General features: G+C 47.8%; 18 protein-coding genes and 1 pseudogene. 2 read left to right on the top strand and 17 right to left on the bottom strand.

Translation table 11 applies throughout. From position 1 onward, the window contains the following. Nucleotides 1-126 precede the first annotated feature (126 nt). The 17 genes and pseudogenes from ABIA61_RS10320 to ABIA61_RS10240 form a co-directional block, all read right to left on the bottom strand. A complete protein-coding gene (locus ABIA61_RS10320) occupies nt 127-684 on the bottom strand; it encodes an SLOG family protein (RefSeq protein WP_404521134.1) in 558 nt (185 codons plus the stop codon). Nucleotides 685-1,047: 363 nt separating this feature from the next. After that, a complete protein-coding gene (locus ABIA61_RS10315; protein WP_283654763.1) occupies nt 1,048-1,386 on the bottom strand; it encodes an iron-sulfur cluster biosynthesis family protein in 339 nt (112 codons plus the stop codon). Nucleotides 1,387-1,556: 170 nt separating this feature from the next. Then, on the bottom strand, nt 1,557-2,069 hold the full coding sequence (locus ABIA61_RS10310) for a GrpB family protein (protein WP_283654762.1): 513 nt from the start codon (nt 2,067-2,069) through the stop codon (nt 1,557-1,559). A gap of 190 nt (nt 2,070-2,259) precedes the next feature. Beyond that, a pseudogene (locus tag ABIA61_RS10305) lies at nt 2,260-2,469 on the bottom strand (transposase); the annotation flags it as partial. A 323-nt stretch (nt 2,470-2,792) separates the two neighbouring features. Beyond that, nucleotides 2,793-4,310 (bottom strand): glycoside hydrolase family 30 protein, encoded by a 1,518-nt coding sequence (locus tag ABIA61_RS10300; RefSeq protein WP_404580844.1) that lies wholly within the window; start codon nt 4,308-4,310, stop codon nt 2,793-2,795. A gap of 127 nt (nt 4,311-4,437) precedes the next feature. After that, nucleotides 4,438-7,167, bottom strand: a complete 2,730-nt coding sequence (locus ABIA61_RS10295; protein WP_404580683.1) for a glycoside hydrolase family 3 C-terminal domain-containing protein — start codon at nt 7,165-7,167, stop codon at nt 4,438-4,440. A 526-nt stretch (nt 7,168-7,693) separates the two neighbouring features. Further along, a complete protein-coding gene (locus tag ABIA61_RS10290) occupies nt 7,694-8,677 on the bottom strand; it encodes a Gfo/Idh/MocA family protein (protein ID WP_044646598.1) in 984 nt (327 codons plus the stop codon). A gap of 179 nt (nt 8,678-8,856) precedes the next feature. Then, complete coding sequence (locus tag ABIA61_RS10285) at nt 8,857-13,827, bottom strand: DUF4132 domain-containing protein (protein WP_404521079.1); 4,971 nt, start codon at nt 13,825-13,827, stop codon at nt 8,857-8,859. 15 nt (nt 13,828-13,842) lie between these two features. After that, nucleotides 13,843-14,262, bottom strand: a complete 420-nt coding sequence (locus ABIA61_RS10280) for a hypothetical protein (protein WP_283654758.1) — start codon at nt 14,260-14,262, stop codon at nt 13,843-13,845. 347 nt (nt 14,263-14,609) lie between these two features. After that, a complete protein-coding gene (locus ABIA61_RS10275; protein WP_404521077.1) occupies nt 14,610-15,467 on the bottom strand; it encodes a MetQ/NlpA family ABC transporter substrate-binding protein in 858 nt (285 codons plus the stop codon). A 252-nt stretch (nt 15,468-15,719) separates the two neighbouring features. Continuing rightward, nucleotides 15,720-16,391, bottom strand: a complete 672-nt coding sequence (locus ABIA61_RS10270; RefSeq protein ID WP_404580682.1) for a methionine ABC transporter permease — start codon at nt 16,389-16,391, stop codon at nt 15,720-15,722. Further along, a complete protein-coding gene (locus tag ABIA61_RS10265) occupies nt 16,384-17,109 on the bottom strand; it encodes a methionine ABC transporter ATP-binding protein (protein WP_283654755.1) in 726 nt (241 codons plus the stop codon). Before ABIA61_RS10265 ends, ABIA61_RS10270 begins: the two co-directional genes overlap by 8 nt. 139 nt (nt 17,110-17,248) lie before the next feature. After that, on the bottom strand, nt 17,249-18,040 hold the full coding sequence (locus ABIA61_RS10260; protein WP_283654754.1) for an energy-coupling factor transporter transmembrane component T family protein: 792 nt from the start codon (nt 18,038-18,040) through the stop codon (nt 17,249-17,251). Then, nucleotides 18,015-19,517: an ABC transporter ATP-binding protein gene (locus ABIA61_RS10255; RefSeq protein ID WP_404580114.1), complete on the bottom strand. Its 1,503-nt coding sequence runs from the start codon at nt 19,515-19,517 to the stop codon at nt 18,015-18,017. The genes ABIA61_RS10260 and ABIA61_RS10255 overlap by 26 nt, the downstream gene beginning before the upstream one ends. Continuing rightward, entirely contained in the window at nt 19,517-20,113 is a 597-nt protein-coding gene (locus ABIA61_RS10250; RefSeq protein WP_283654753.1) for an ECF transporter S component, read from the bottom strand. Before ABIA61_RS10250 ends, ABIA61_RS10255 begins: the two co-directional genes overlap by 1 nt. A 379-nt stretch (nt 20,114-20,492) precedes the next feature. Next, a complete protein-coding gene (locus tag ABIA61_RS10245) occupies nt 20,493-21,284 on the bottom strand; it encodes a TatD family hydrolase (protein WP_404580681.1) in 792 nt (263 codons plus the stop codon). Between the two features lie 85 nt (nt 21,285-21,369). After that, nucleotides 21,370-22,194, bottom strand: a complete 825-nt coding sequence (locus ABIA61_RS10240) for a nucleotidyltransferase domain-containing protein (protein WP_404580680.1) — start codon at nt 22,192-22,194, stop codon at nt 21,370-21,372. A 242-nt stretch (nt 22,195-22,436) separates the two neighbouring features. Here ABIA61_RS10240 and ABIA61_RS10235 point away from each other — a divergent pair, with 242 nt between their 5' ends. Then, on the top strand, nt 22,437-23,762 hold the full coding sequence (locus ABIA61_RS10235) for a helix-turn-helix transcriptional regulator (protein WP_404521070.1): 1,326 nt from the start codon (nt 22,437-22,439) through the stop codon (nt 23,760-23,762). Then, entirely contained in the window at nt 23,737-24,537 is an 801-nt protein-coding gene (locus ABIA61_RS10230) for a WYL domain-containing protein (protein WP_283654750.1), read from the top strand. Before ABIA61_RS10235 ends, ABIA61_RS10230 begins: the two co-directional genes overlap by 26 nt. Nucleotides 24,538-24,559 lie beyond the last annotated feature (22 nt).

Genomic DNA, 24,559 nt, shown 5'->3' with positions numbered 1-24,559 from the left:
TTTCAATAAATTTATTTTATCTGACTGATAAATTATTGTTGTTTAAATTTTATGATAGCGCTTACATAAAAGTAAAGGGACGCATTCATCCTTTTTGTTCAAAAATCCGAGCTAATGCTTTAAAAATCAGAGGTCCATGAATAATCGTTCTTCATCCGCTATGCTTTGGATATCCTCTGAGCTGATGCTGATATATTGATAGCCTTCTGCCTGTTGTTTTTTTAATGCCATTTCTTTCATAAAACGTGGGCTGCCCTCCCCGGCATCCTCGTCATAAACGAGCAATAAACCATCGGTTTTGCGGAAAAGCAGTTCATCCCGTGCCTTGAGCTGCCATATTCCCTGATAAGGCTGGCGGCTGACAATTCCCACATAGTCAACTCCCTCACAAATCTGCTGAAAATACTCCTTTTTATCCTCCTTCCACTTTTCCTCCATATTTTGATAGGCCGCCATAATCGAGCATTTTAAGTGAGGATACTGCTGCTTCAGTGAAATTGCCACTTCACAGGTCCACAGATCCACCCCGTACTGACCGGGGGTAATAATCCACTCCAGTCCTTCTTCAATCAGGGGAATGAGCCTGCCTGTGATCGCCTTTTTGATATATGGAATGCCTTCGTGCTTTTGGTTGAAAATATTCAATTCATGGGCGCGGTAGCCCGAAACGAGCAAGTTTTTCATCATCTCAACGTCCTTCTCGAATGGTCATAATGGTTATTGTACCACTTGCAAGGAGGCCACTACATAACTTAATTCTTTGGAGAGCTGAGTGAATATGTCCAAAAAGACGAACTTCGCTCCATGTTTGCTGGATGAGGTTCGTCTTTTTGGATTCGCTACTGGTTTCGTGTTCGTGCTTCTTTATGAATAATGCGTTTGGTAAATTTGTTCTCCTGATATTCTTGAAATTGGGCAAGATTATTCTTTTCCATTAAAAACCGCTCTCTATTTGGGTATTATTCCCAACTTATTAAAAAGGGATTTCATACTCGCAATAGTCGTCACCGTTTACATTACATACTTCCCCTAGCCACCCAGCACTCTTCAAGTAGACGATTTGACACGCACATCTTTCATTCTAATGTTGCTGCTGAATAGGCCCGCATCGCTGCTCAATTTAAACGACGGATAATTAGGGTCTGCCTCAAGCCTCATTCTGCTGTCGAATTGCTGCTCCTGCTGCCGATCTACAAAAAAAGAATAGGGCTCGGACTGAATGACTATATCGGTAGCATCGGGTGCAGTGACCACCAAGATGACAATTACGCCGTTACATCCACAGCCCTCTGTGTCATAAAACAACTTAAATACTCCCGGTCGTGCTGAAAGCGCGCTTGCTAATCGTTCAACTGTCAATGGGTCCAACTGTAATTGTATATCCATGAGGATATTCTTCTCCTTTATACACGAATGCTTGGAACTGCCGATTCCAAAAGGGCTGAATTTAAACAATGTATATGTATACATTGTAGTTAATTTTTGTATTTTAACTTAAATATTGTTGCTATATATGCCGAGACAGAACCGCCGAAGTATAAGCGGTTCTGTTAGTCCTATTCAAAGTTTTTCTTTGCTTGTTCGAGTAAATTGTATACGAAATCGGCTTTTTCATCCGAATAAGAAAGTAATGTAGTATATCCTTTCTCTATGGATTTGAGCTTTTTTTCAGAGTAATGTTTGGCTACATCTGGATTATCTCTTAAATAATTTCTTATGAGAAGATTATTTACCCATTGCTCTCCGTTCCAAATAACGACAGCAAGATTAAAGGAATATTCTTGCCGCTTCCGAAAATATAATCTCCCCACCCCAATTTCTCCGAATCCTTCATAACCCAGTTCTATTAAATTTTTAGTGACAGAGCTGTTCAATTCAATCGTTTTTACACCAATCAGGACATCAATAATCGGTTTTGCAATCATTCCTTGTACAGATGTGCTTCCGAAATGCTGTATATCAATAACGTCTTCTCCGAAAGCCTTCAAAAGATTTGCCTTTTCGCTTTGAAATAAAGTATTCCACTTTTCATCGTAAGGAACCACACTTATAATTTCATCAATTTCCATCTAATATTTCACCCACTTTTTTGGTATATTGTAAGCCCACATCAATTGAAACAACTTTTCTAAACATCCATTAGCCAGTTTTAAATAACCGTATTGTGGTGAAATTTGGTTTTTGACACGATGCCAAAATAGGTAATTATCCAAGTAGCGAGTCGCTACACCATCAAATCGTTAGAGACTTCCCTTTATCTTGAACCATCATCCATCTATCTTGCATCCATTTCTCTGGATGGTGTGTGCCAGAAATGGGAGTACCACTTATATCGTTGAAGCTCTTCCTACAATCCTTACATAAGTAACGTTGACGTTCGCGATACGTTCCATTTCGCTTCACACGAAGACTTCCGCAATGGACACATGCTAATCCATTCCGAAAACGAGCTTCACGAATGCCTTCATATAACTTAGTCGCTTTTTGTCTTCCTCAGACAAATCCGTAAACTGTGCGTAAAGGTCTAACCATGCTTTTGCAATGCGGAACACCGCCTATCTGAATCGTTACTATTATGTATTATAAAAAAATTTCAGATAAGTTCAATATACTTGTGTGACTGCACTCACTTTTTGAACGATTGAGTGATGGTCGGCCCCGAACCAATTCTGAACAATGCTAAAATTTTATCTTTTCGTGGTTTGAACTTTGGAGCACACACAAAAAGAGCACTCAGCCGGATAGGCTGAGCGCTCTAAATCTACTGTTAAGCATTCATAGGAATGGCGTTTTTATGAAGCCGAAGAGTTCCATTGAAAGGTAGCTGCCGATTTGGCAGGAAGCTTGCAGGTAAAGACTTTGCTTCCCTGCCGAACCTTGAAAGTCCGCTCGTCCGCTTCCGTATTAGCGGCAATCAGGACAAGGGTACCGTCGGGGTTACGGTAGGCGACCGTTTCAATACTTCCGCTGTAATGCGTGGAATCAATACGGACCGCACCCGGGCGGACAAATTTGCTGGCATGTCCAATCGCATAGTACTCCACATTTTTAGTAACGGAACCGCTCAATGGATCAATGGTAACCACACCGCGACAGTTGGTACAGCCACCATTTGTCGGGCCACCGGATGGATCAAGCGCCACGTTCCAGAACAAAACATTTTGCGACCAGTTCCGTGGTGCGCCGATGATCAGCTTGGACATATCCCAGCTCAAATTATCCCCAAAATCCGGACTCCACTGCCCCCCACTGCATTCTGTCATGTACACAGCCTTGTTCGGAAAGGCATTATGCACGTCTGTCATCGCTGTGGGCTCTCCTTTGTAGCAGTGAAAGGCCGTGCCGTGCGTATAGCTTTGAGATTGCTCATCTCCCAACACTGTATGGGCATAATCACTCCCGGTATCCCAGTTATGGTCAAAAGCAATAATCTGGGTGGACAATTTGTTCCGACTTAAGGCAGGACCCAAATATTGCTTAATAAAGTTTGCCTGCTCGGCTGCCCCCATACTCATGCTGGGATACTTGGACGTGGTGAACTCTGGCTCATTTTGAATGGAAATCGCCTGAATCGGAATGCCTTCGTTCGCATAAGCCTGAATATAACGTACAAAATAGTCAGCATATGCGGAATAGACGCGCGGATCGTTATAGTCCAAATACCAGCCATTGTACGTCTGCTCCCCATATTTCATCCAGGGCGGCGCAGTCCACGGAGTTCCCATAATCCGAAGGTCAGAATTTCTGCGTACGATTTGCTTTAGCACATCCGTCACGTCCTGATCCTTGGTAATGGAAAAGTGGTTCAGATCATAGTCCTTGCCTGATGCCACATCGTCATAGGTATAGCTGCTGGGCTGCCCTTGTTCATCCACCGAATAATCGGATGCCCCGATGGTGTGGCGAATATAGCTCAATTGAATACCGCTCGCGGTAAACAAATCGTTGAGTAACTGGTCACGCTGATCCGGAGACATGCCGTGATTCATGAGATAAGCGGATGAACCGGATACCGCTGCGCCGAACCCCTCCATCGTCTGGTAACGAATATCCGGCTTCACCTCAACCGTCAGTACGTTCGAGTTGGCTGCGCCGCCTTTAGCATTATCGTTACTCCAATGTATCGGAGCTTGCTCGGTCAGGCGATTCGCCGGGTCCGGTGACGTCAGCCACATGCTGACGCTACTTTCTGCTTTCGGCTCAGGGCTATTCCGTATAGTGATACTGACCAGAATAGCACAGACCAAAATCGCAGTTGCAGCTACGAGCAGCCAAATGTTGGAACGTCGTTGCTTTTGGGGTTTCTTCATCGTCCTCAGCCTTCCTTCTGTTTCAGCTTTCACTTGAATTCCCCCTTGCATACCTACCGCAAAAAGAGAGCCGGTGCTTGTGCCCGCGCTCTCTTGAATAAACCACTTTAAAACAATTGTAACAGGATTACTTCGATGCCTTTCCTGTAGAAGCTGCCGGAATCGTAACACTTACTGTCAGTCGTGTATCCTGAGAGGAACTGCCTACATAAATCGGCACTTCACCGGACGGCATAACCCATGCTTTGGACTTTTCATCCCAGTATGATAAAGCCTTCGGGTCCAGTTCAATGCGGATCTTCTTCTCCTGGCCCGGCTTCAGCTCGATCTTAGACCAGCCTGCCAGTTGACGGGATGGAGTTTCCACGTTTGTCGGAAGCTTCCCACTGTACACCTGCACAACCTCTGCTCCGGCAGTTTTCCCGGTGTTTTTCAATTTTAGCGAAACCTCGACGGTGCTCGTACGATTGGATTTATTTCCGCTCGCGTGCTGTTTTATTTTCAGATCGCTATAGCCAAAGGTCGTATAGGATAAGCCGTATCCGAAGGAGAATGCGGGTTGAATTCCCGATTTCTCATATCCCCGGTAGCCTACAAAAATACCGTCCGAATAGTCGCCTATTCCGTTCACACCCGGGAATTTCTCCGGTGAGGATACCGGCGTGGACTGCTCGTTAACCGGGAAGGTTACGGGCAGCTTGCCAGAAGGATTCACATCCCCGAACAGAACGCGTGCTATGGCATTCCCCTGCTCTTGACCAGCAAACCATGCTTGTACGATGGCGGGAACTTTATTCTGCCAAGTGTCCATCTGTACAGCTCTGCCGCTCATTTGCACAACAATGGTTTTCGGGTTCGCCGCGGCAACCGCACGGATCAGCCGATCCTGATTGTTTGGCAGTTCCATATCGGAACGCTCAACATAGCCTTCGCTCTCATAAGTACGTGTGACGACAATCGCTACATCCGACTTTTTCGCCAGCTTCACCGCATTGTCAATCAGCTTGTCTGACGTATCTGCCGGAGGTTCCCAGCCGAAACGAACCATTCCGCCGGAATCACGGCCATTTGTCGGATAATCGGCACGATATTCGATCCGCACCTTGTGCTTTTCACCTGCTTTGAGCGAGATGTTTTTCTTCGTGGTACCCAGCTTCGTGCCCTGATTATCCACAAATAGCTTGTCATCGAGATATAGCTTGCTTGATCCCAAACTGGTTAAAGATAATGCATAATCGCCATCCTTAGGTGCTGCAATTGCTCCCGTCCAGCGCGCCGATATCAAGCCGTTCAGTGTCGTTGGCGTATTGGGAACTTTAGGGGACTTCGCATTAAAGCCCTGATAATTATAAAATCCAAGATTCATGTTGACCTGACCATCATTACGTACAAGCTCCGGACTGCCCTCCATTTTGTTGTTCTTCCAGTATTCGCCCCGCAGTCCCTGTTCGTCATCTCCATAAGTAGCGTATCCAACGCTGATATCCTCTTTTTTGTCGGATGTGGTCAGCAATGAGGATGGCACAGCCGATGGACCCGGCATAATGTCTCCCGCAGAAATCGGGTCTGTACCTGGTGCATATTGGACGGTTACCCCTTTGCCGACACGATTGCGGATTCCCTCTAACGGACTTACAGTATACGTCGGGTTCACCAACGAGCTGCCTCCGCCTGCTACAGTGCCGCTATCTGCATCGGGACCGATAACAGCAATGGATTTGAGCTTATCCTTGGAAAGTGGCAAAGTATTATTTTTATTTTGCAGCAGCACCATGCTCTCCTCAGCCAATTGGCGGGCCGTCTTGCCATGGTCACGGGCATCAATCTGATTATTTTGAACCGGGTGATCAAACAACCCTTTGCTAAACATTTGCACCAAAATACGCCCAGCCTTCTCATCAACTGTTTTCTCACTTACCTTGCCGTTCTTGACAGCAGTCAGCAGTTGATCTCCCCATTTACCAAAAGGTGTACCCGGTGTTTCCAGGTCCAAGCCCGCATTAGCGGACTCTACCGTACTCAGGTTCGCACCGTAATCGCTCATTATGAAACCTTTGAATTGAAGCTCCTTCTTCAAGAGGTCCGTCAAGAGGGTCTTGTTCTCACAAGCAGGCTCGCCGTTAACCTTGTTAAAAGAGCACATCGCCCCTCCCAAATCAGCCTTGGCAATAACCTCCTGAAACGGACGTATGTAAATTTCATGCAGCGCACGGTCACTGACTTTGACATTCGTCGTGAAGCGCTCCGTCTCCTGATTATTCATAAGATAATGCTTGGCTGTGGCCAACACAGGATGGCTTTGTACACCTTTGACATAAGCGGTCGCCATTTGCGATTGCAGCAACGGGTCCTCACCCATAGATTCAAAGTTCCGCGATCCCCATGGAATGCGGGCAATATCCATCCCCGGTCCGAGCACGACATTATGGGTCGTATTAAAAGCCTCGTCTCCGATCAGATCACCATACTGTTTGGCAGCTTGGGTATCCCATGTTGCAGCTAACGCAATTGGAGCTGGCAGCGCAGTAGATTGCTTGTTCTGAACGTCCGGATTGGCGATACGTACACCCGCAGGGCCGTCTGCCATCGTCAACGCCGGGATGCCCAGACGCTCAATCGGATCATTGTAGAATCCATAATAATTGTTGACCTTACCAGTCACCAAATCTATTTTTTCTTCCAGCGTCATTTCCTTCAACAACAGCGTCGTTCGTTCTTCAGCCGAAAGGGACGTATTCATCCAGGGCCGGTCTGTCCGGCTTCCTGCCGCTCCTGCAATATTCATCGGTCCGATCACAACAGCCGCAATGACAGTCATCATCATCATACGAAACAACCATGTTGATTTCATTTTCACGTTTGTAATTCCTCCTTGATGTTAGGTCATGAGATGAATGCCAGTTCAACTCTCACAGGCTTGCAAAGGCTCTTGATCCTGCGAGCTCCGACAAGAATCAAAAGCCACGGGATAAGCAAGCAAGTCAGCAAAAGCCGCACTGGCTCAAGTGACATGTACAACACCCTACCGTATATTTCTGAAAATTTCATTGAAAAATTCTGGAAACCACTTCCTAGGACCATCATTTATTTTCAAAGAAAGAGAGCGTTACCAATTCAGTTAACTGATGATGTCATTACATTTTTGTCACTTTTATATGACTATTTTTTAACTAATTCAAATCACAAAAAATGATTCATATGGCCCACTCATTCCAATGCTCATATGAACATCTTTAATCTGCGACCAAAGTTGGAATTGAGCCGATTTATGAGGATTGCATTAATTCCAAACGGTGTACACAAAAAAGTCCAAAGAGCTTCAAAAGCTCTCTGGACTTTAAGTGGTTTCTTTATTCAATTCAATAATTCAATTACTCAAAAGATTACTCAAAAGGATACCGAAGCCCCCACTGTGCACGAATCTGATCCATCAGCTTCATAATGCCCAGTGATTCATCCAAAGATATCGTGGAACTTTCGAATAAGCCTTCATTCAGGCAGCGCCCCACTTCTTCTGCTTCAAAGGCATACCCTGTGGAAGCTCGGTCATCCTGAAAGGTTTGTACCTCTTCGCCGTCCACATGTAAAGTAGCCGACGTGCTATTCAGGAAAGATGGAATGTGGATATATCCCTTTGTGCCATGGATATATGCCTCATTCGTCAACCCGAGACGAACCGCCCCATTGAGCACAGCCGTACGTCCATTTCCGTAATCCAGCAGGATGGAAAACGTCTCGTCAACACCCGTTTCCCCGATATGAGCGGTACTCCATACATGCTTGGGTTCAGGACCGAACACCATCGAAGCAAAAGAAACCGGATAAATTCCCGTATCTAATAAAGCACCTCCGCCCAGATCGGGGTTCAATAAGCGTCCTTCCGGGTTCCATTCTACACGAAAACCAAATTCTGCCTTAACCAGCTTCACCTCACCAATTCGTCCCGCGTCTATCCACTCCCGCACTTGGCGAATCGGAGGCAAAAAGCGTGTCCACATCGCTTCCATCAGGAATAGCTTATGCTCACGTGCTAAGCCGATCAGTTCCTCCAGTTCCCCACTATTCACGGTGAAAGGTTTCTCACACAGGACGGCTTTTCCGGCCCGAAGAGCCGTCAGAACATTTTCTTTATGAAAAGGATGAGGAGTACCTATGTATATAGCATCTACCTCGGGATCTTGAGCCAGTTCCTCGTAGCTTCCATAAGCGCGTGCAATTTGATGCTTGGCTGCAAATTCGGTAGCGCTTTCAATGGTACGTGATCCAACAGCGTACCCTTCCCCGTTCGTAACATGCGCCAAATCCGCGGCGAATTGATCTGCAATCCATCCCGTGCCGACAATTCCCCATTTGATCTTCTTGCTCATACTTGTGTCCCTCCCTGCAATATGGTCAACGTTGACTTACACAATCCCCTTTATTCTAGCAAACCCCTGCCAGGAACAAAAGAATTATCTGACGCAAATAATGAAGCCCCGCCACACGGATCTGCATGGACAGGGCTTCACGCTACTTCAAAATGAATCTCTATATTACAGCTTCTATCCTACGCCTGAAGCTGCGTAAGAATTTGCGGGTCCTTGATTTTCTGATCCTCAGCCAGCAGTACAATTTTGGATAAAATCTCGGCTGTTCTTGGATCTTCATCCAGGAACGGCAGGAAGATGCGCCCACGATGCTGCGAATGCACCGGAATGATATGCAGCGCTCCCTTCGCCTGCTTGTAGACACCGCCGCTTCCCAAATGCACCGCATATTCACCAAGACTGCCGTCTACACGCGCATAATTCCCATCCAAACGTACATTACTGATTTTCAACAAACGCAGCGATTCCTGCACAATAACGTTGCGCATTTCAATGGTCGTAAGACTGGCTTCCGGATCAACACCGCCCACATGAGCGACGCTGACGACCAAATCTACATCCCGCATGACTTCCGAGAACAGCACTGGAGGAACTTCCTCCAACGGCACACTCTTATACGTTGTCCGATCAAAGAATTGCACCGTCTCCAGTGTAGGAGCCTCGGTATCGGCTGGTGAGAACCAATCTGCCATCGCGTACAGGTTAGCAATCAGGTTTTCGGCATAATACACCTTCTGTAGTCCTTCCTCATAGCTGACCGTCCATTGGCGACCTTTCAGCAGGGCTACCGTTTTATTCGGCTGTACCTGATGTCCTGCATATCGACGGGAAACGGTGGCACTTGCACGTTCATCTGCATTCGGCAAATACAGCTCACGGAACACCTGTTTAAACGGCTGCCGAATCTGGCGGTCAAATAAATCCTTCTGGAAGTCGCTCCAGCGACCACTTTCGTACAAATGGAGCGGATGAGCGATGATCAGCTTGTCCTCTTCACCTACGGGATACTGTTGACCCGAAGGATCAGCCAACCCTGATGTATCTTCATTGAAATATCCCAAGCGATCTCCAGCCTTGAAAACTAGCGTTCGCACCAACGGAGCAAGCACAGGGTTGCCTAATAATCCCGTTAATTCCTTCATCATAAAGGCCGTGCCGGACTCCATAGAGCGTTCCAATTCCTTGCGGGCTCTACGATACTGATCTACCAGATCACCTTTAAGCTCCTTCAACGCAGCAACATACTCATCCTTCTTGAAGCGAGCCGGAATAGATTTCAGCGTCTTCCCTTTGCTGACAATCTCAATATCTGCCGTTCCTTCCTCATCAATGACAAGCTGTATCGTTGTAGCCTCTTCCAAAGCATGTGGCTCAAAATAAGACCGGAGATCCTCCAGCTTACGGGCTTCCATATCCCACACAAGCCGGGTTACATCATCATAACCTGCGTTACGTGCCAAATTCCCAAGCGCAATTCGTGAAACCAGAGCTTCACTGGCCTTACGCTGTGCCCCAAATTTTTTGCTCTGTTCCAGAAACTTCTGGATGAAGTCATAACGTTCCCGTACATCTGGTTCAGGAGGTTTGACAAGAGGAATCAGACTGTAGGTCAGCAAATGTTCCTTGTTTCGTTTGTCTTCCACCGACTTTTTCATTTCACTCAGTTTCAGCTTACCCAGCGTCGCATCCGCAAATAACTGAGACCTGCGATGATTGGCTCCGGCCGAAATATATTTGGCACAGTCGTACAGCAGATCAAATCGTTCCTCGCCCAACGTCTCATAGGCCTCATGAAACCAGTGAATATCGAAGGCTCCATCATTAAAATCCTGCGGAGCAATCGGCGAATAATGAGCTACAATCGTTTCCTTCTCGGCGGAAAAACCTTCATTGATATGCGCATGGAAGTACCATGCAGCACTGCGAAGACCTTCCCATCCAAGATAACCTGCTACAATTTCAATCCACTGTGGAGCATACATTGCCGCCTCCAGCAGACGTTTATCCGTAATTTTAGCGTTACTCAGCTTTTCCTTCAGCAAAGCAGCATCCTCGCCATCATGCGGATAACATGCCTTGAGCAAGTGGCTGAACGATTCTTTTTTGGTGATACGATCACCGTAGCCATACACATAACCACGCACGAACGTTTCCTTGTCGAGTCCCTCCAGAATACGAATGAAATAATCCATCCCTTCAATCCGGCTCAAGCCCATCACTTTTGGGGTGGCCTCGGTAGGCAAATCGCCTCGAACCAATTCAACCTCCAGCAGTCGTTCAATAACCGTACGCCGTATTTCCAAAAATTCCGGATTGCTGGCAATCCATGTATTGCGGGCATTCGTTAAGGAACTCATATGTCTTCTGCTATCACTGCCAGCCAACAGTTCCCGATACACTTCTCCTACACCGATCAGCCCTTTTTCATATGCCTTGAAATAATCCTCCAGCTCCAGCGGTGAATAAAAGTGATTTAATACGTTTGCCAGCTCATTATAGTTTACAAAAGTATGGAAAAAGCGCTTAAAGGACTCATCATCATGTACACGCCCTTTCTCCAGCCCGATCCACGGGCTAGACAGCAGGTGCAGCATTCCCATGTCCTCAGCAGGTCTGTCCTTGGGCATAGCTTGCATCAATGTATTCAACGAGAGATCAATGGTATCAAAGGTTTCCTCGCCAGGAGTGTCCAGAAAATAAGCATTAATCAGCGTTCTTACCTGATCGTTATACGTCAGCTCTGCTATCCATTGCTGAACTTCCTTCATTCGATCTAAAGGATACATTTGTTCAGCGAAATCTTTACGCCATCCTTCCAGCAGCTTGTGCTTTCTCAGTTCTGAATAGTCTATGTTATGATTGGAGAAATAACGGTAGTAGCGATCAAGTGTTTGATCCATAGAATCCAATCGGTCATATAAAACAAGCTCTAGCAGTTCACTTGCTTCCATGTCGCTCTCCTGCAAATAACGACTCCATTCCTCGTGAAGAGGATATAAAGACAGCATGGAGACTGCTTCCTCATTAGGCTGAGCCAAGCGTACGGTACGAAAATTAGCGCCGATTAGCAGCGTTTCTTTGTAGCCCGAATAATACTCAGCAGTATATTCTACATCACGATGCTGGTGGACAAGCTCATTCAGTCCGCTCAGGAATTGCTTCATCTTCTCCAGTGAACCCACAAAAACATCACCCAACCGGAAATCACCCAGATCCGGCTGCTTTTCCAGCCAAGCCTCCTTGGCAGCAGGCTCGTACAAGCCAAAGCCGTTTGTCCCCGTATAAGCATCCTCCTGCCCCAGCTTGGACAGCAGTTGTTCCTCCTTAGCCGTCGGCTGCTGAATGATATCTGCTAAAGGCTGGATAGTTTCATACTGCTCGGCACGCTCAGGGTCTGCATAAATCTTCGTCAATATTTCAAGTCCACCCAATCGTTGCAGCTCCGCCTTTGCCCGAAGCAACCGCTCCAATGAACTATTCAAAGACTTCTCCGGTTGTGCCAGCAGTACACCAATGACACTTTGCCGCAGGGAACCCGTCTTGAGCTTCAATAGCCCCTCCATTTGCTGCATTTCCTCTTCCGCCAGCGTCAGCTTGTGCGCCTTGGCAACAGCGAACTCGCGAATGCTCATACTTTTGTCGGACAAGCTTGAGAAAATAAATTCACGTTGCACCGTATCATCCGGATTCCGCACAAATTGATTCAGCAGCTCACCGCGTAGATTAGAGCTAATCTGATCCTTTAAGGCTATGATTTCTCCAATCCAGGTCGCGTCCATATCGTAACCGACAAGATACAGCATTTTTTGAATTGGCGCATCCGAACGGTGATGAACGTTTACAAAATCCAGCACCTTGGAGGGCTCGGTAGACTCGCCTTTTTTCATCTGTGCAAACAGAGCATGAAGTCGCTCAAAATCCTTGCGTCGCTCTTCTTTATTTTCCAGTAATGGAGTACGAACCACTTTAACGATCCGATCCGCGACCGTCCCGCCTTCTACCCATTCGTAAAAATAATTATTTGTATAGTTCGTCAGTACCCAGTATTGAAGCTCCGGGTCCGTCTCATTCAGATATTCTCTGGCAATCCCCAGACGCACATCCTTGTTTTCACTGTTAGAGAGTACATAAAGCGCTACAATCTTCTGATAAGGTGCTCCCTGTTCCATGACTTGCCGAACTTGTCCATACAGTTCACGTTCCTCATGTACTGCGGTAGCCCACAAGCTCATATATACCTCATTGGCATTCGCGCTAGTCAGCCATTCCTGACGCAGCTCGCTATTCGTCAATGCTTCATACGCCTGCTCAATCAGTTGGCGAACCACCCGCTGATTAGCAGACTCCAAGCCCATGCCTGTCCATACCGCAAGCGCCCGTACCACCGAGCTGTAACGAATGAATCCCTGGTCAATAATCACCTTCAACAGATATACAAGAGCCTCCGGGGTTCCTTCATCCATTTGCTCCACGATGCTTTGTCGCAATCCCTCCTGAAGCTTGGCAGCTGTCAAAAGCTCGCCGATCATATGGTAATTCTCCTCTTGATGGCTCAAGAGCATTCCTTTAATCATGGCACGCGTAAGAAGCGCAGTCTGGTTATCGCCATAAACAATACCTTTTAGCGCCTCCAAGACCTGCGGATTACCGTTGTCCAACTCATAGGCTATCCAATCACTAATCGTCTCTTGAATCCGATAGTCATTCCCATGTTCATAATCCTTTTTCGTTAAATAATCTATAAGCGAGAAGCCGATCCAGTCCATTCGGATAAGCTGTACCATTCTTTTATAAATCCGCGAAGTATGGGATGTGATATCCGAGGTACGGAACGGTTTACGCTCATACCCTGTACTGTAAGGATATTCAGTCACATGCTCTGTTATATATGCAAACACATCCCCGGCCGTTGTTCCAATCAACTGACGCAGCACCTCTGCCAGTGGCTTGAACAGCGGCTCTCCGCTTGCTTCTGCCTGTACTTTTAATATGCGCTGGCATTCGTTAAAAAGCTCCTCATCCTCGCGTATGTAATGAATTCGACCCAGTTCCATAACATGTTGGGCCAATTCCTGTTGTTGTCCATCCAGTTGCGCCGCGCGCCCCTTCAGTTCGGTGAAATATTCCTGCTCATTTTTCTCCTGATGCATATTTCATTTCCCCCTCTACCATAGGCTTCCGGCCAGCATTGTGAACCGTATAAATACAATCTCGTCTCCATCCTCAAGCAACAAAGGGGCATCCAGCACAGCGGCTTCCTCATCACGTACAAAAACCCTGTACAACCCGTCTTCAAAAGCCTGCATCGCCGTGTTTACCGCATCCTCCACATCAGGAACACCATCATTATAGATGGACCCGAATCCTACCTTGCCTGTCTCGCCCTGCGCCTGAACCTCCTGCCCTGTGAGGAATGGAATCAGTGCGTCACTCCCCTGCTTTTCACGCAGTCTGCGGACATTCAGGGCGACGGTAGCAGCAATCAGCTCTCGCAAAGTTTCAGGGGCAGGATTCAGCTCCATTTCCTGTTTTGCGAGTTCCGGCTTTCTTTTTCCCAAACTTTTTACAGTTACAGCCAGCTTCATGTCGTTCCCCTTCTTTCTTGCTTCCGCTTTTGATCCGTTGTCAGCTGAATTTTTTGACCCCTACAAAAAAACCGTTAACAAAACCAGAAACGAATGTTTGTTCGTATATTTATTTTAATATGCTCGCAAGCATTACTCCATCACCCTTAATGACTAAAATTTATAGCAGTGTATGTACCCTAAAACCTTAAAAACTAAGACTTTATACCCTGTTTTCGCTAAAAAATATCCATATAAAGGATAGAAAAAAAGACCTGCACAAGGAACTCCATCTGCTCATCACAGACTTCATTACCTTATACAGGCCACAACTAATCATAAAACAACGTTTCAACACTCGTATTTATTTAAAATGCTGGGACGACGCTGTCCTTGTAATTATCCTCGAAAAATTTGCGGACCTCCGGACCAGTCATTCGCTTCGCCAGCTTTTGAATGGCATCCGAATCCGCATTATCCTTGCGCGCTACCAGATTAATGGCAAAGTGAGTATCATCCTTTTCAGTAATTAATGCGTCCTTCTTCGGTGTCAGCCCCAGTGGCTTGGCATAAGCGGGATACATGGCAGCCATGTCCACATCATCCAGCGACCGCGCCAGCATCAAGAGATCCACTTCTTTGAACACAAACTTTTTCTTGTTTTCAATAATATCATTCTGTGTAGCATTATAGCCTACGCCTTCTTTAAGCTTGATCAGACCGTTTTGTTCCATCATCACGAGAGAACGTCCGGTATTTGCCGGGTCGTTGGCAATCGCAATGGTCGCACCTTCAGGCAGATCTTTAATTTTCTTGTATTTTTTGGAATACGCGCCATAGATGGCGTTGTAAATCGGTTTGACTGCTACCAGATCGGACTTGTTGCTTTCATTGTATTGTTGCATAAAAGGAGCATGCTGAAAGAAGTTAGCATCCACTTCATGGGCTGCCAATGCGTTATTCGGCTGGATATTGTCCGACAGCACGACGATTTCCAAATTGACTCCGTCCTGTTTGAGCAATGGTTTTACGATATCCAGCACATCCGTCATCGGTGGAATCAGCGTCGCCACTTTCAAAGTCACTTCTTTTTGAGAAGTCGCTTCTTTAGGCTGTGTTTCTTGTGCCGCCTGCTTTTGACCGCCGCATCCGGCAACCAGCAGCATGACGACAGCGAATAGTGTAAGTAATTTCAGGTTAGTTTTTATGTTGTTTTTCCGACTCATTAGGTGAGAAACCTCCAAGTAAATTTGTAATTGGGAAAAGAGAATGAGTTACAGTGGAGTCGCTTCGCGAATGGGCCACTGTAAAGTCATTCTCATTTCCCATAGTGGGTGGTGCAAGTGTATTGCCTACGATCTATCGGTACTGAGGGATTACATCCTCAGTTTACCTTCTTGCCATAGGCTGCTGTTACGCTTGAACATATAAGATGTTCAATAAAGCGTCCGCTCTAACATAGCAGGCTATAACCTATCTTATCGCTTGTCAATCCGACGAGATATCGTGCTTCCGGTGAACTGGATCGTTTGTACGAAAATAATCATGACAACGATGGTGAACGCCATCAATCCGGTTTCAAAACGCTGGTAACCGTAGCGGATGGCGAAATCGCCCACGCCGCCGCCGCCCACAATGCCCATCACCGTGGAGTAGGAGATGAAGCTGATTGTGGACGTGGTCAAGCCAAGTACAAGCCCCGAACGGGCTTCCACGTACAAAAATTTAAAAATAAGCTGGAGGGTAGACGCTCCCATAGAAGTAGCAGCTTCGATTACACCCTTTGGCACATCCAGCAGTGACTGCTCCACCAGCCTTGAATAGTAGGCAATGGCTACCACTGACATGGGAACCGTAGCCGCCATCGTACCCAGTGCCGTACCCACGACGAGACGTGTAAATGGAATCATAAACACGACCAGCAGCAAGAACGGGAACGAGCGAATCACATTGACCAGACTGTTTAGTATGGTGAACACCAGCCGATTTTCATATTTTTGCCCCTTGCCGCACAAATACAACATCGTTCCTGCCGGAAGCCCCAAAAGTACGGCTGCTGCGATAGAAAAGCCCACCATGATGAACGTCTCTCCGATGGCCTTCCATATCTCGGACTGATACTGCGCAATGATACTCAGCGTTTCATTCATGAGCTTCACCTGCTGTAGCTGTTGAATTGACCGTTGGGTTAGCCACCAGCTGCGTTGAAAGCAAATGTCCATCCCGCATCTCCGAAACGCGGCTACAAATGCTCCGCACCACGTCCATATCGTGCGTTACGATCACAATCGTAACCCCCAGTTCACGGTTGATCTCCTGCAACACACCTAGAATATCCGCCGTTGTCTGCGGATCAAGCGCTGAGGTCGGCTCATCACAAAGCAGCACCGCAGGTCGATTCGCCAGCGCTCTGGCAATCGCGACCCGTTGCTTTTGACCTCCGCTCAACTGTGCTGGATACTGCGCTGCTTTGTCAGCTAAACCGACGAATTGCAGGCATTCGCGCACACGTGCCGCTCTCTCTTTTTTCGGTACGCCTGCCAGCTCCAGCGGCATTGCCACATTGCCACTAACCGTCCGATTGTGGACGAGATGATAATGCTGAAAAATCATCCCGATGGATCGCCGCGCTTCACGGAGACGTTTTTCCGGCATGCGGGTCAGCTCGTCTCCATTTACAACCACATTTCCCTCATCCGGCTGTTCCAATACATTCATCAGCCGGAGCAACGTTGACTTACCGGCACCGCTGGCACCTATGATACCGTGAATTTCCCCTTCCTCCACTTGAAGGGACACGGATTGAACCGCTTGAAATGGGCCGCTTGAGGTCGTATAATGCTTGCTTACCTGATGCAGCGTAATCATGAAACTGGCCTCCTGATGATCCATTTCTCAGGGAAAATGTAATAGGCCCGCCAGCCCAGTCAGGTCTGTACGAGCCGTCAATTCCCATTGCATTAATATAACACAGAGCAGAAATCGGGCAAAGCCTTTTGACAGCAAATTAGCGCACATCCCACACGCCCACATAAGGAAAGCAGATACCGAGCCCCCAAGCCAGCGTAAGCATCACCACAAAATAGCAAATAAATACAATATCTACAGCCGAATAATGGATCGCATAATAGTACGTGCGCTTGGTTTCATTGGCAAACCCCTTGGCCTCCATGGCAATAGCAATTCGCTGGGCGCGCCGGATGCTTTGAGCCAGCAGCGGAATCGCATATCTGCGAAGCGTAGCATACATATTCCATTTGGACACATGCTGATGTACACCCCGAATGCGGTGGGCATGTCTCAACGTTTGGAATTCCTCCAGCAGCATCGGCATCATCCGCATGGCCGCCAAAAAGCTGTACGCATATTTCGGAGGAAGCCTCCATTGCTGCATCAGCGAATAAAACAGGTTCACCGGGCGTGTCGTCAAACCAAATAATAATCCTGCCGCCGCCATACTCAGTGCACGAAATCCAAGATGCATTCCCCGATAAAAGCTTTCCTGCGTAATATGGATCAGGCCCCATGTCCACCAGGTCGTCACCCCTTTGCCGAACATCATCATGCCTGTGGAGGTTGAGATAAACACCAGTATAAAAGGAGAACCATATAGCAGCAGACGCTTCCACGGATGGCCAGTCCAGACGAGCAACAGCAGCATAGCACACGCCACATTGAACATCACATTCAGATTGTGAATCAGAATGACGACCACAAACAACAAGGAAAACATAACAAGCTTTAATCCCGGATTAACCCGGTGAAGCCATGTTTCATGATGGGGAAAAGACAGGTTCATGCCGCAGTTCCCCCTTCTGTATCCGCCATATATCCGTGCAATATCGACGGACAATTTCCGGGTCATGCGTGACCATCACAATCGCCGTGCCCGCCGCTCTAAGCTGCTCCAGCATGTCCAGCATGACAAAGGTATTGCGTGCGTCCTGCCCAAAGGTCGGCTCATCCAGCAGCAGCACGGCTGGCTCACGGATCATAGCTGTGGCAATGCTCAGCCGCCTTTTTTGCCCCAATGAAAGCTGATATGGATGACGTTCGTCCAGTTGTTCCAACCCAAACCGTATGAGCATTCGCTCCACTCGCTCCCGGCGCTGTTTATCCGTAAACAAGCTCTCCGGCAACGAATACTCCAGTTCCTTCCGAACGGTATGCGCTACGAATTGCAGCTCCGGATTTTGAAACACGAACGCGATGTGCTCTGCCAGCTGTTCCGTACCACCCACCTCTATTCCGTCCACGCTGTAACTTCCCTGCGTTCGGATTAAGCGCATCATGGAGAGCAGCAGCGAGCTTTTACCAGCCCCATTTTCACCGACCACACCAATCCAGTCCCCCGGCTTCACCTGTGCTTTCTCCACATGAATGACCGGGTTCGAACCCCGAAGGCCGCTAAAATGCTCCAGCTCCAGTATAGGAGTACCCGCTGCCGCCTCTTCTACCTGATGAGAAACGTTTAACTCATTTGGTTCACAGAAGATGTGTCCCTGTGCCTCTTGTTCACTCCAACGTGGTGAAGATGCCTCATTCCATACGCCCGGATACCATACACCGTAATCAGACAACGCCTGCCGATGCACATGAAATACCTCTTCCGCAGTTCCGTCTGCCATGATCTCCCCTTGAGCAGAAAGCACCACAATCCGGTCCACATCATGGACAATTTCATTAATTTTATGCTCCACAATCACTAGCGTCTGATCTGCTGAAATGTGGCGAATCGTATCCCACACCTGTGCGGTGCCTTCTTCATCCAGCAAAGCCGTCGGCTCATCCAGAAAAAGCACCTCCGGCTCCATCGCCAGCACTGACGCTATTGCGAGCCGCTGCTTCATGCCCTGAGACATGCTGCCAATCGGCATATGTATTTCATCCGTCGAAAGACCGACCTGCGTCAGCAGCTTGCGGATACGAGACGGCATTTGCTCACGGGGAACCTGATTATTTTCCAATACAAAAGCTAGCTCCTCGTCCGCATACGACATACAAAACTGCGTATCCGGATCTTGAAATACGACACCCGTACACTCCGGAATGACAGCAGCATCACATTTCATCGGCACTTCTATCGTGCGCGGAATCAGACCACTCAGCACCTGGAGCAGCGTTGATTTACCGCATCCACTCGGTCCGAGCAGCAGCAGCTTTTCCCCTTTGCGGACGGATACAGACATGTTGTGAAAAAGCAGCTCCTGCTCACCGGGAAATTTCAAACGAAGACGGGTGACCGACGCCACCACATCTTCGGCTACCCAACTCATTAGTCCAGCCCCTTGTAATCCTGTTCCGTTGCAGGTCTCAAGGTACGTGTCACCCCTGTGACTTCCAGCGCCTTAGCCAGATAGAACGCGAACACCCCGGCAATCACAATACTGCCAATCATGCGGAATCCGACATACAAAACATAGTTCCAGGTCGAAAGCTGATCAATATACCCGTAACTGAAGTCCAAAATCAGGGAGGCTATAGCCGATCCAGCCGCAGCCAGCGAAGTGACCCACAGGTTGGCGTTCCGGTACAAAAAAGCCGCAAAGAACAGCTCTGCTCCCAAACCTTGCAGCAAGCCGTAGTACAAGGTGGACATCCCCCATTCACTTCCCAAAAAAGCACTGAGCGTTGCCGCTGCCACCTCTGCCAAAATCGCAACTCCCGGCTTGCGGATAATAAGATATGCGAATGTGCCCGCCATAAACCACATGCCATACACCAATTGCTCGGCGTTCAGCCCAAGCGGTTTCACCAGATCATACGCAGGCCCCCATATTTTATAGACCAACCCGAACACGACGGCGATCACAATCGTGACCAAAATATCCGTCAGCTTCAATCCTTTAGACGCTTTTACAGCAGTATTCATTATGATGTACTCCCCTTTTCCCTTAAAATGGGCCTCGTGGCCATGAAAAAAAGCTTGTCCGGAGCTGAATCTCCAGGCAAGCTTTATGCGCAGTAAAAGGTGGATCACCATACACAACATCATTCGTCGATATACCTCATACAACCAGTAGCCTAAGCGCAGCCGTCTAGCTTGATTATAAGATATGAACCTAATCTATCGACAACCGCAAAACACGCGGCATTCCTGTATAGTGTTCTAGGTTTCTCTACGCTGGCATTACCCAGATCAGATTTCACGGTCGATGGCAAGGGCCACCCTCTCAGCCTGACTTTCTCAAGCTCCCGACAATGCTTTTTAATTCACTATAATGTACACCACATCTATTGCTTTGACAATCCTACAATCCGAAAAAACGTTTGGCTGTCTCTGTCGTCGCGATTTCGATCTCCATGATGCTTCGACCTGTACATTCTGCAACCGTAGCGGCAATATGTGCGAGATAGATCGGCTCATTGCGCCCTTCCTTCGGCTTTACAGGTAAATTACGCGGGGTGAGAAATGGAGCATCCGTTTCAATCATCAGACGGTCCAGTGGAATATCCCTGACCAGTTCACGCAAATGCTTGCCGCGCCGTTCGTCGCAGATCCAGCCTGTAATACCGATGTACAATTCCATGTCTACATACATATGCAACTCCTGTGCGGTTCCGGTAAAGCAATGCACCACCGCCTTATCTATCAGCTCATTATGCTCCCGCAGCATAGCCGCAAAATCCTCATGCGCATCCCGCTCATGCAAAAATAACGGCATTTTCAGCTCGCCAGCCAGCTTCATCTGTTCCCCAAACCATTGGCGCTGCACATCACGCGGAGAAAAATCACGGTTATAATCCAGCCCGCATTCCCCGATGGCTACGACCTGCGGCTGACCCGCCAGCGCACAGAGTTGTTGAATCGTACCCGGGGTACAGTCTTTGGCATCATGGGGGTGCACACCAGCCGTCGTATACAGCTTGCCGGGATAACGTGCCGCATACTGAGATGCCTCCCGGCTGCTACGGACACTTGTCCCGGTAATAATCAGCGGTGTAATCCCTTCGGCTGCCGCTCTTTCCACCACCTGCTCCCGATCCTCATGAAACGAACGATGCATCAGATTTACACCAATATCAATCAGTGACGTACTCATTTCAGTTCCTCCTTTATAAAACTATAATCTCGGATCATATTCCCATACCACTATTTCTCCCAATTCATAGTCAACGAACCAGTCTTTACAGTTCGGCTTGCCATACTTCCTTCACCGCAGCGCGGAACAAATCATCCAGTTGCTGATCACGTCCTCCCTCCATATGCTGGAGCAAGGGCGCCTTCTGTTCAAAATAAGCCATTTGCTGCTGGATAAAATCATTCACCACCGAAAGCTGTGGCTCAATATCCAGTTTCTCGCCGGCTTTTTTACGTTGCAGCAAATGTCCTATCACCTGATAAAGCTCTGTATCTGCCGGAATGAATTCCTCCAGCAAGTCTTCGAATTCCATCGGAGGCATACTGTTATAGCGTTCGATCCAGCCACAGGCCAGCAGCGGGCGCAGCACGTAAAAATACTTTTTAATCTTCACCTGTTCTCCTTGCAAATAATCCCGATAGTTGCCCCGCGCCATATTCAGATAGTGATACATACAAGACTTCGGCGAGAAGGTTAATGGCGATATAGCGCGAATCTGCTCTGCCACTGAATATGGCTCCAGATAGGGGATCGGGGATTGCAGCCATTCCAGCAAAGGCGGGTTGGACTTGCGAAACAGATTAAGCGCTTTTTTCAAATCCCAGCCGTTGATATCCAGCAAATCGCTGATCGGACGCTCAATCACATCCCGTTTATCAAAAATGGACAAATACCACTCCACGGGCCTTACATAAATAAAACGCACATCGTAGTCACTGTCCTGTGAAGGAAATCCCCACGCCCGACTGCCTGATTCACAGGCATATACAATACGTACCTGCTCCTCCTGCTCCAAAGCACGCAGCTCATGCAATATCGTTTCACGCATTTCCGGTTTGATTGAACTCCGCCCATGTTTTATATCTGTCATGCTATTCCCTCCCTAACTACCGCTTTTATACTTTGATATTTCCTAATATGCCTCATTCATTCTACGCCCTGCTTGGGTCGCGGATTCTAGTTGGTATTTATTATCATCCTTTATTTTGCTTGCCACGAACATGGCGAAAGTATTACAAGGATGAATAAATTCCCTTTTTCCTGCATCCCTTCCCTGTTAGAATATAGGGATACTTGTTTTCGGAGAACGGCAACAGAAACGGGGAATCCGCCATGGCGAGAGAGAGCTTTGATAAAGAAATTCAATTTCTGCGCATGCTGACACTGACGAGCGGCGCTTATAATCGACAGCAATTTGCAGACAGACTGGGCATTTCGGTACATACCTTTGACAAAACAATCCGGCGTCTCAAAGAAATCGTTCAATCCGTACAGCAACAGTTACCAGCGGAGCAAGGACATGACTTCAATGAAATGCTGCGCTTTAGCTACTATGAATCCGCTGATCCGCTACTGTTATTCCTGTTTCGGGCCAAATCGCTTAAGGAATCGGAAAGCGTCCGCTTGGCCCTTCTGCTGACAGCGCTACAGTCACAACCATTGACCACCATGGAGCTGCTGGATGCCTGCTGCCAGGGATTGCCTGCCGACAATGCATTGCCGGATGAGAAAACGATCCGTTCGGACCTGAAATATCTCGTCGAAGTCGGCGTGGTTCGCAAGGAATCCGGAGGAAGACCTTATCGCTATGCTGTCCGCAACGATTTGGTCACTGGACTGATGGACGAGGAATTACTGGACCTGTATGACTTTGTGGACGTAATGGCGAATACGCACCTCCCCTCTGTACAGGGATATCTGCTGCGGGATCATTTGAAAAAAGCTATGCGCCGTCAAGCGGGGGTGCAGGAGATCGCAGAACCTTTTTTATACAAATACCACTATTACTCACGCATTCTGGATGAGGCACATATTCATCCGCTTCTTCACGCCATTCGGCAACGTCGCTGTATAACTTTTTTGTACTTTTCGGCGGCCAAACGAAGCATGTATGGGTCACAGAACACGAATCCGCTGTTTGAAAAAGAAACCGAAGGCCGTGAGCACACCATTCTTCCCTTGCAAGTCATCTATGATCATCAATATGGACGTTGGTATGTGCTGGGTCAGGTGGACGGCAAAGGGATCATGAAGTTCCGCATGGAGGGCATGACACAGTTGGCGGAGGGCGAACCCGTGTCCGAGAAGCGTTTTGCTGACCTGCTGGCCGTGTTGGAAGAAAGAACGCGGTATAGCTGGCTTGTGGATACCGGGCGTGCCGTGAAGGTGCGGGTACGTTTTTTCAATCCTGAAGGTGCCAAACGTAACTTTATTCGGGAACGTGTGCTGTTACAGGGGCAATGGGGAACGATCACGGAGGAAGAAAGTGAATCCTTTATCTATGAAATTACGGTGAACGGAATCACCGAGATTAAACCGTGGCTGCGCAGCTTTGGATCAAGCTGTGAGGTGTTGGAACCCAAGCGGCTGCGTCAGGAATTCAAGCAAGAATGGAAGGAGCTTCAAGCCTATTATGAGCCTATTCGAGAAAATATTTAACTACCAGATCGTCTCGCGGCTGGATGAATCGGGCGCTTTTGCTACCACATCGCAGGAAAGAATCTGGCTCCAGTCCATGCTGGCATATCCGTCGGCGACAGAAGCTTTTACCCCGTCTACGCTCGATAAGCTTCGGCTGATGCTCGCAGATGACAAGTCGCTGGAGGTCGATGGCAGCTTGAGGGAAAAGGCCCGCATTCCTGCCTCCCCGGTTTATCATCCGCTCCTGCGTATATTGCGTCCCATCCTGCGGTCCCGCTCAGGTATTTGTATGAGCTATAGAATGCGCAACGGGCGTGTTCATGAACGCATGTCCGGCTTTCCGTATAAGCTGGAATTTTCCATGGTCAAAAAAGAATGGAGCCTGCTTTGGTACAACCGCCGACACCGTGCACTGATGTCCACCAAGCTGTCCAACATCGCAACCATCACCAAAGAGAAAATTTCATCTGAAGAGACCGACAAATTCACCCAACGCATACTCGGTATTCTGGAGTCACGCAAAGAACAGGGCATCATTGAAATTATGCCTATGTACAACGGGGAATTATCCCGTATTTTATATGCCTTTTCCTGCTTTGAGAAAGAGGTGGAGTATGTTCAGGATGTGGATACCTATCGTATTACGCTCACTTTTCAGGCAGACGAATGTGAATATGTACTGTCCAAAATCCGCTTTCTCGGCAAACGCGTCAAGGTCGTCCAAGGCTCCCGGCTCATTTCCCGAATGAAGGAAACAACCGCCAGAGCACTTGCCAGATACGAAGAGGATTAGCTACATAAAAAAGCCCATCCTC

The organism is Paenibacillus sp. RC21 (assembly GCF_044907935.1).
In the GTDB taxonomy this organism is placed as follows: Bacteria; Bacillota; Bacilli; order Paenibacillales; family Paenibacillaceae; genus Paenibacillus; species Paenibacillus terrae_A.
The sequence above is the reverse complement of the archived record's forward strand: the minus strand, read 5'-3'. Positions and strand labels throughout refer to the sequence as shown.

Coding starts and splice junctions, on each gene's coding strand:
- ABIA61_RS10320 (WP_404521134.1), bottom strand. CDS start 684: ATGAAAAACTTGCTCGTTTCGGGCTACCGCGCCCATGAATTGAATATT.
- ABIA61_RS10315 (WP_283654763.1), bottom strand. CDS start 1,386: ATGGATATACAATTACAGTTGGACCCATTGACAGTTGAACGATTAGCA.
- ABIA61_RS10310 (WP_283654762.1), bottom strand. CDS start 2,069: ATGGAAATTGATGAAATTATAAGTGTGGTTCCTTACGATGAAAAGTGG.
- ABIA61_RS10300 (WP_404580844.1), bottom strand. CDS start 4,310: ATGAAGAAACCCCAAAAGCAACGACGTTCCAACATTTGGCTGCTCGTA.
- ABIA61_RS10290 (WP_044646598.1), bottom strand. CDS start 8,677: ATGAGCAAGAAGATCAAATGGGGAATTGTCGGCACGGGATGGATTGCA.
- ABIA61_RS10285 (WP_404521079.1), bottom strand. CDS start 13,827: ATGCATCAGGAGAAAAATGAGCAGGAATATTTCACCGAACTGAAGGGG.
- ABIA61_RS10280 (WP_283654758.1), bottom strand. CDS start 14,262: ATGAAGCTGGCTGTAACTGTAAAAAGTTTGGGAAAAAGAAAGCCGGAA.
- ABIA61_RS10275 (WP_404521077.1), bottom strand. CDS start 15,467: ATGAGTCGGAAAAACAACATAAAAACTAACCTGAAATTACTTACACTA.
- ABIA61_RS10270 (WP_404580682.1), bottom strand. CDS start 16,391: ATGAATGAAACGCTGAGTATCATTGCGCAGTATCAGTCCGAGATATGG.
- ABIA61_RS10265 (WP_283654755.1), bottom strand. CDS start 17,109: ATGATTACGCTGCATCAGGTAAGCAAGCATTATACGACCTCAAGCGGC.
- ABIA61_RS10260 (WP_283654754.1), bottom strand. CDS start 18,040: ATGAACCTGTCTTTTCCCCATCATGAAACATGGCTTCACCGGGTTAAT.
- ABIA61_RS10255 (WP_404580114.1), bottom strand. CDS start 19,517: ATGAGTTGGGTAGCCGAAGATGTGGTGGCGTCGGTCACCCGTCTTCGT.
- ABIA61_RS10250 (WP_283654753.1), bottom strand. CDS start 20,113: ATGAATACTGCTGTAAAAGCGTCTAAAGGATTGAAGCTGACGGATATT.
- ABIA61_RS10245 (WP_404580681.1), bottom strand. CDS start 21,284: ATGAGTACGTCACTGATTGATATTGGTGTAAATCTGATGCATCGTTCG.
- ABIA61_RS10240 (WP_404580680.1), bottom strand. CDS start 22,194: ATGACAGATATAAAACATGGGCGGAGTTCAATCAAACCGGAAATGCGT.
- ABIA61_RS10235 (WP_404521070.1), top strand. CDS start 22,437: ATGGCGAGAGAGAGCTTTGATAAAGAAATTCAATTTCTGCGCATGCTG.
- ABIA61_RS10230 (WP_283654750.1), top strand. CDS start 23,737: ATGAGCCTATTCGAGAAAATATTTAACTACCAGATCGTCTCGCGGCTG.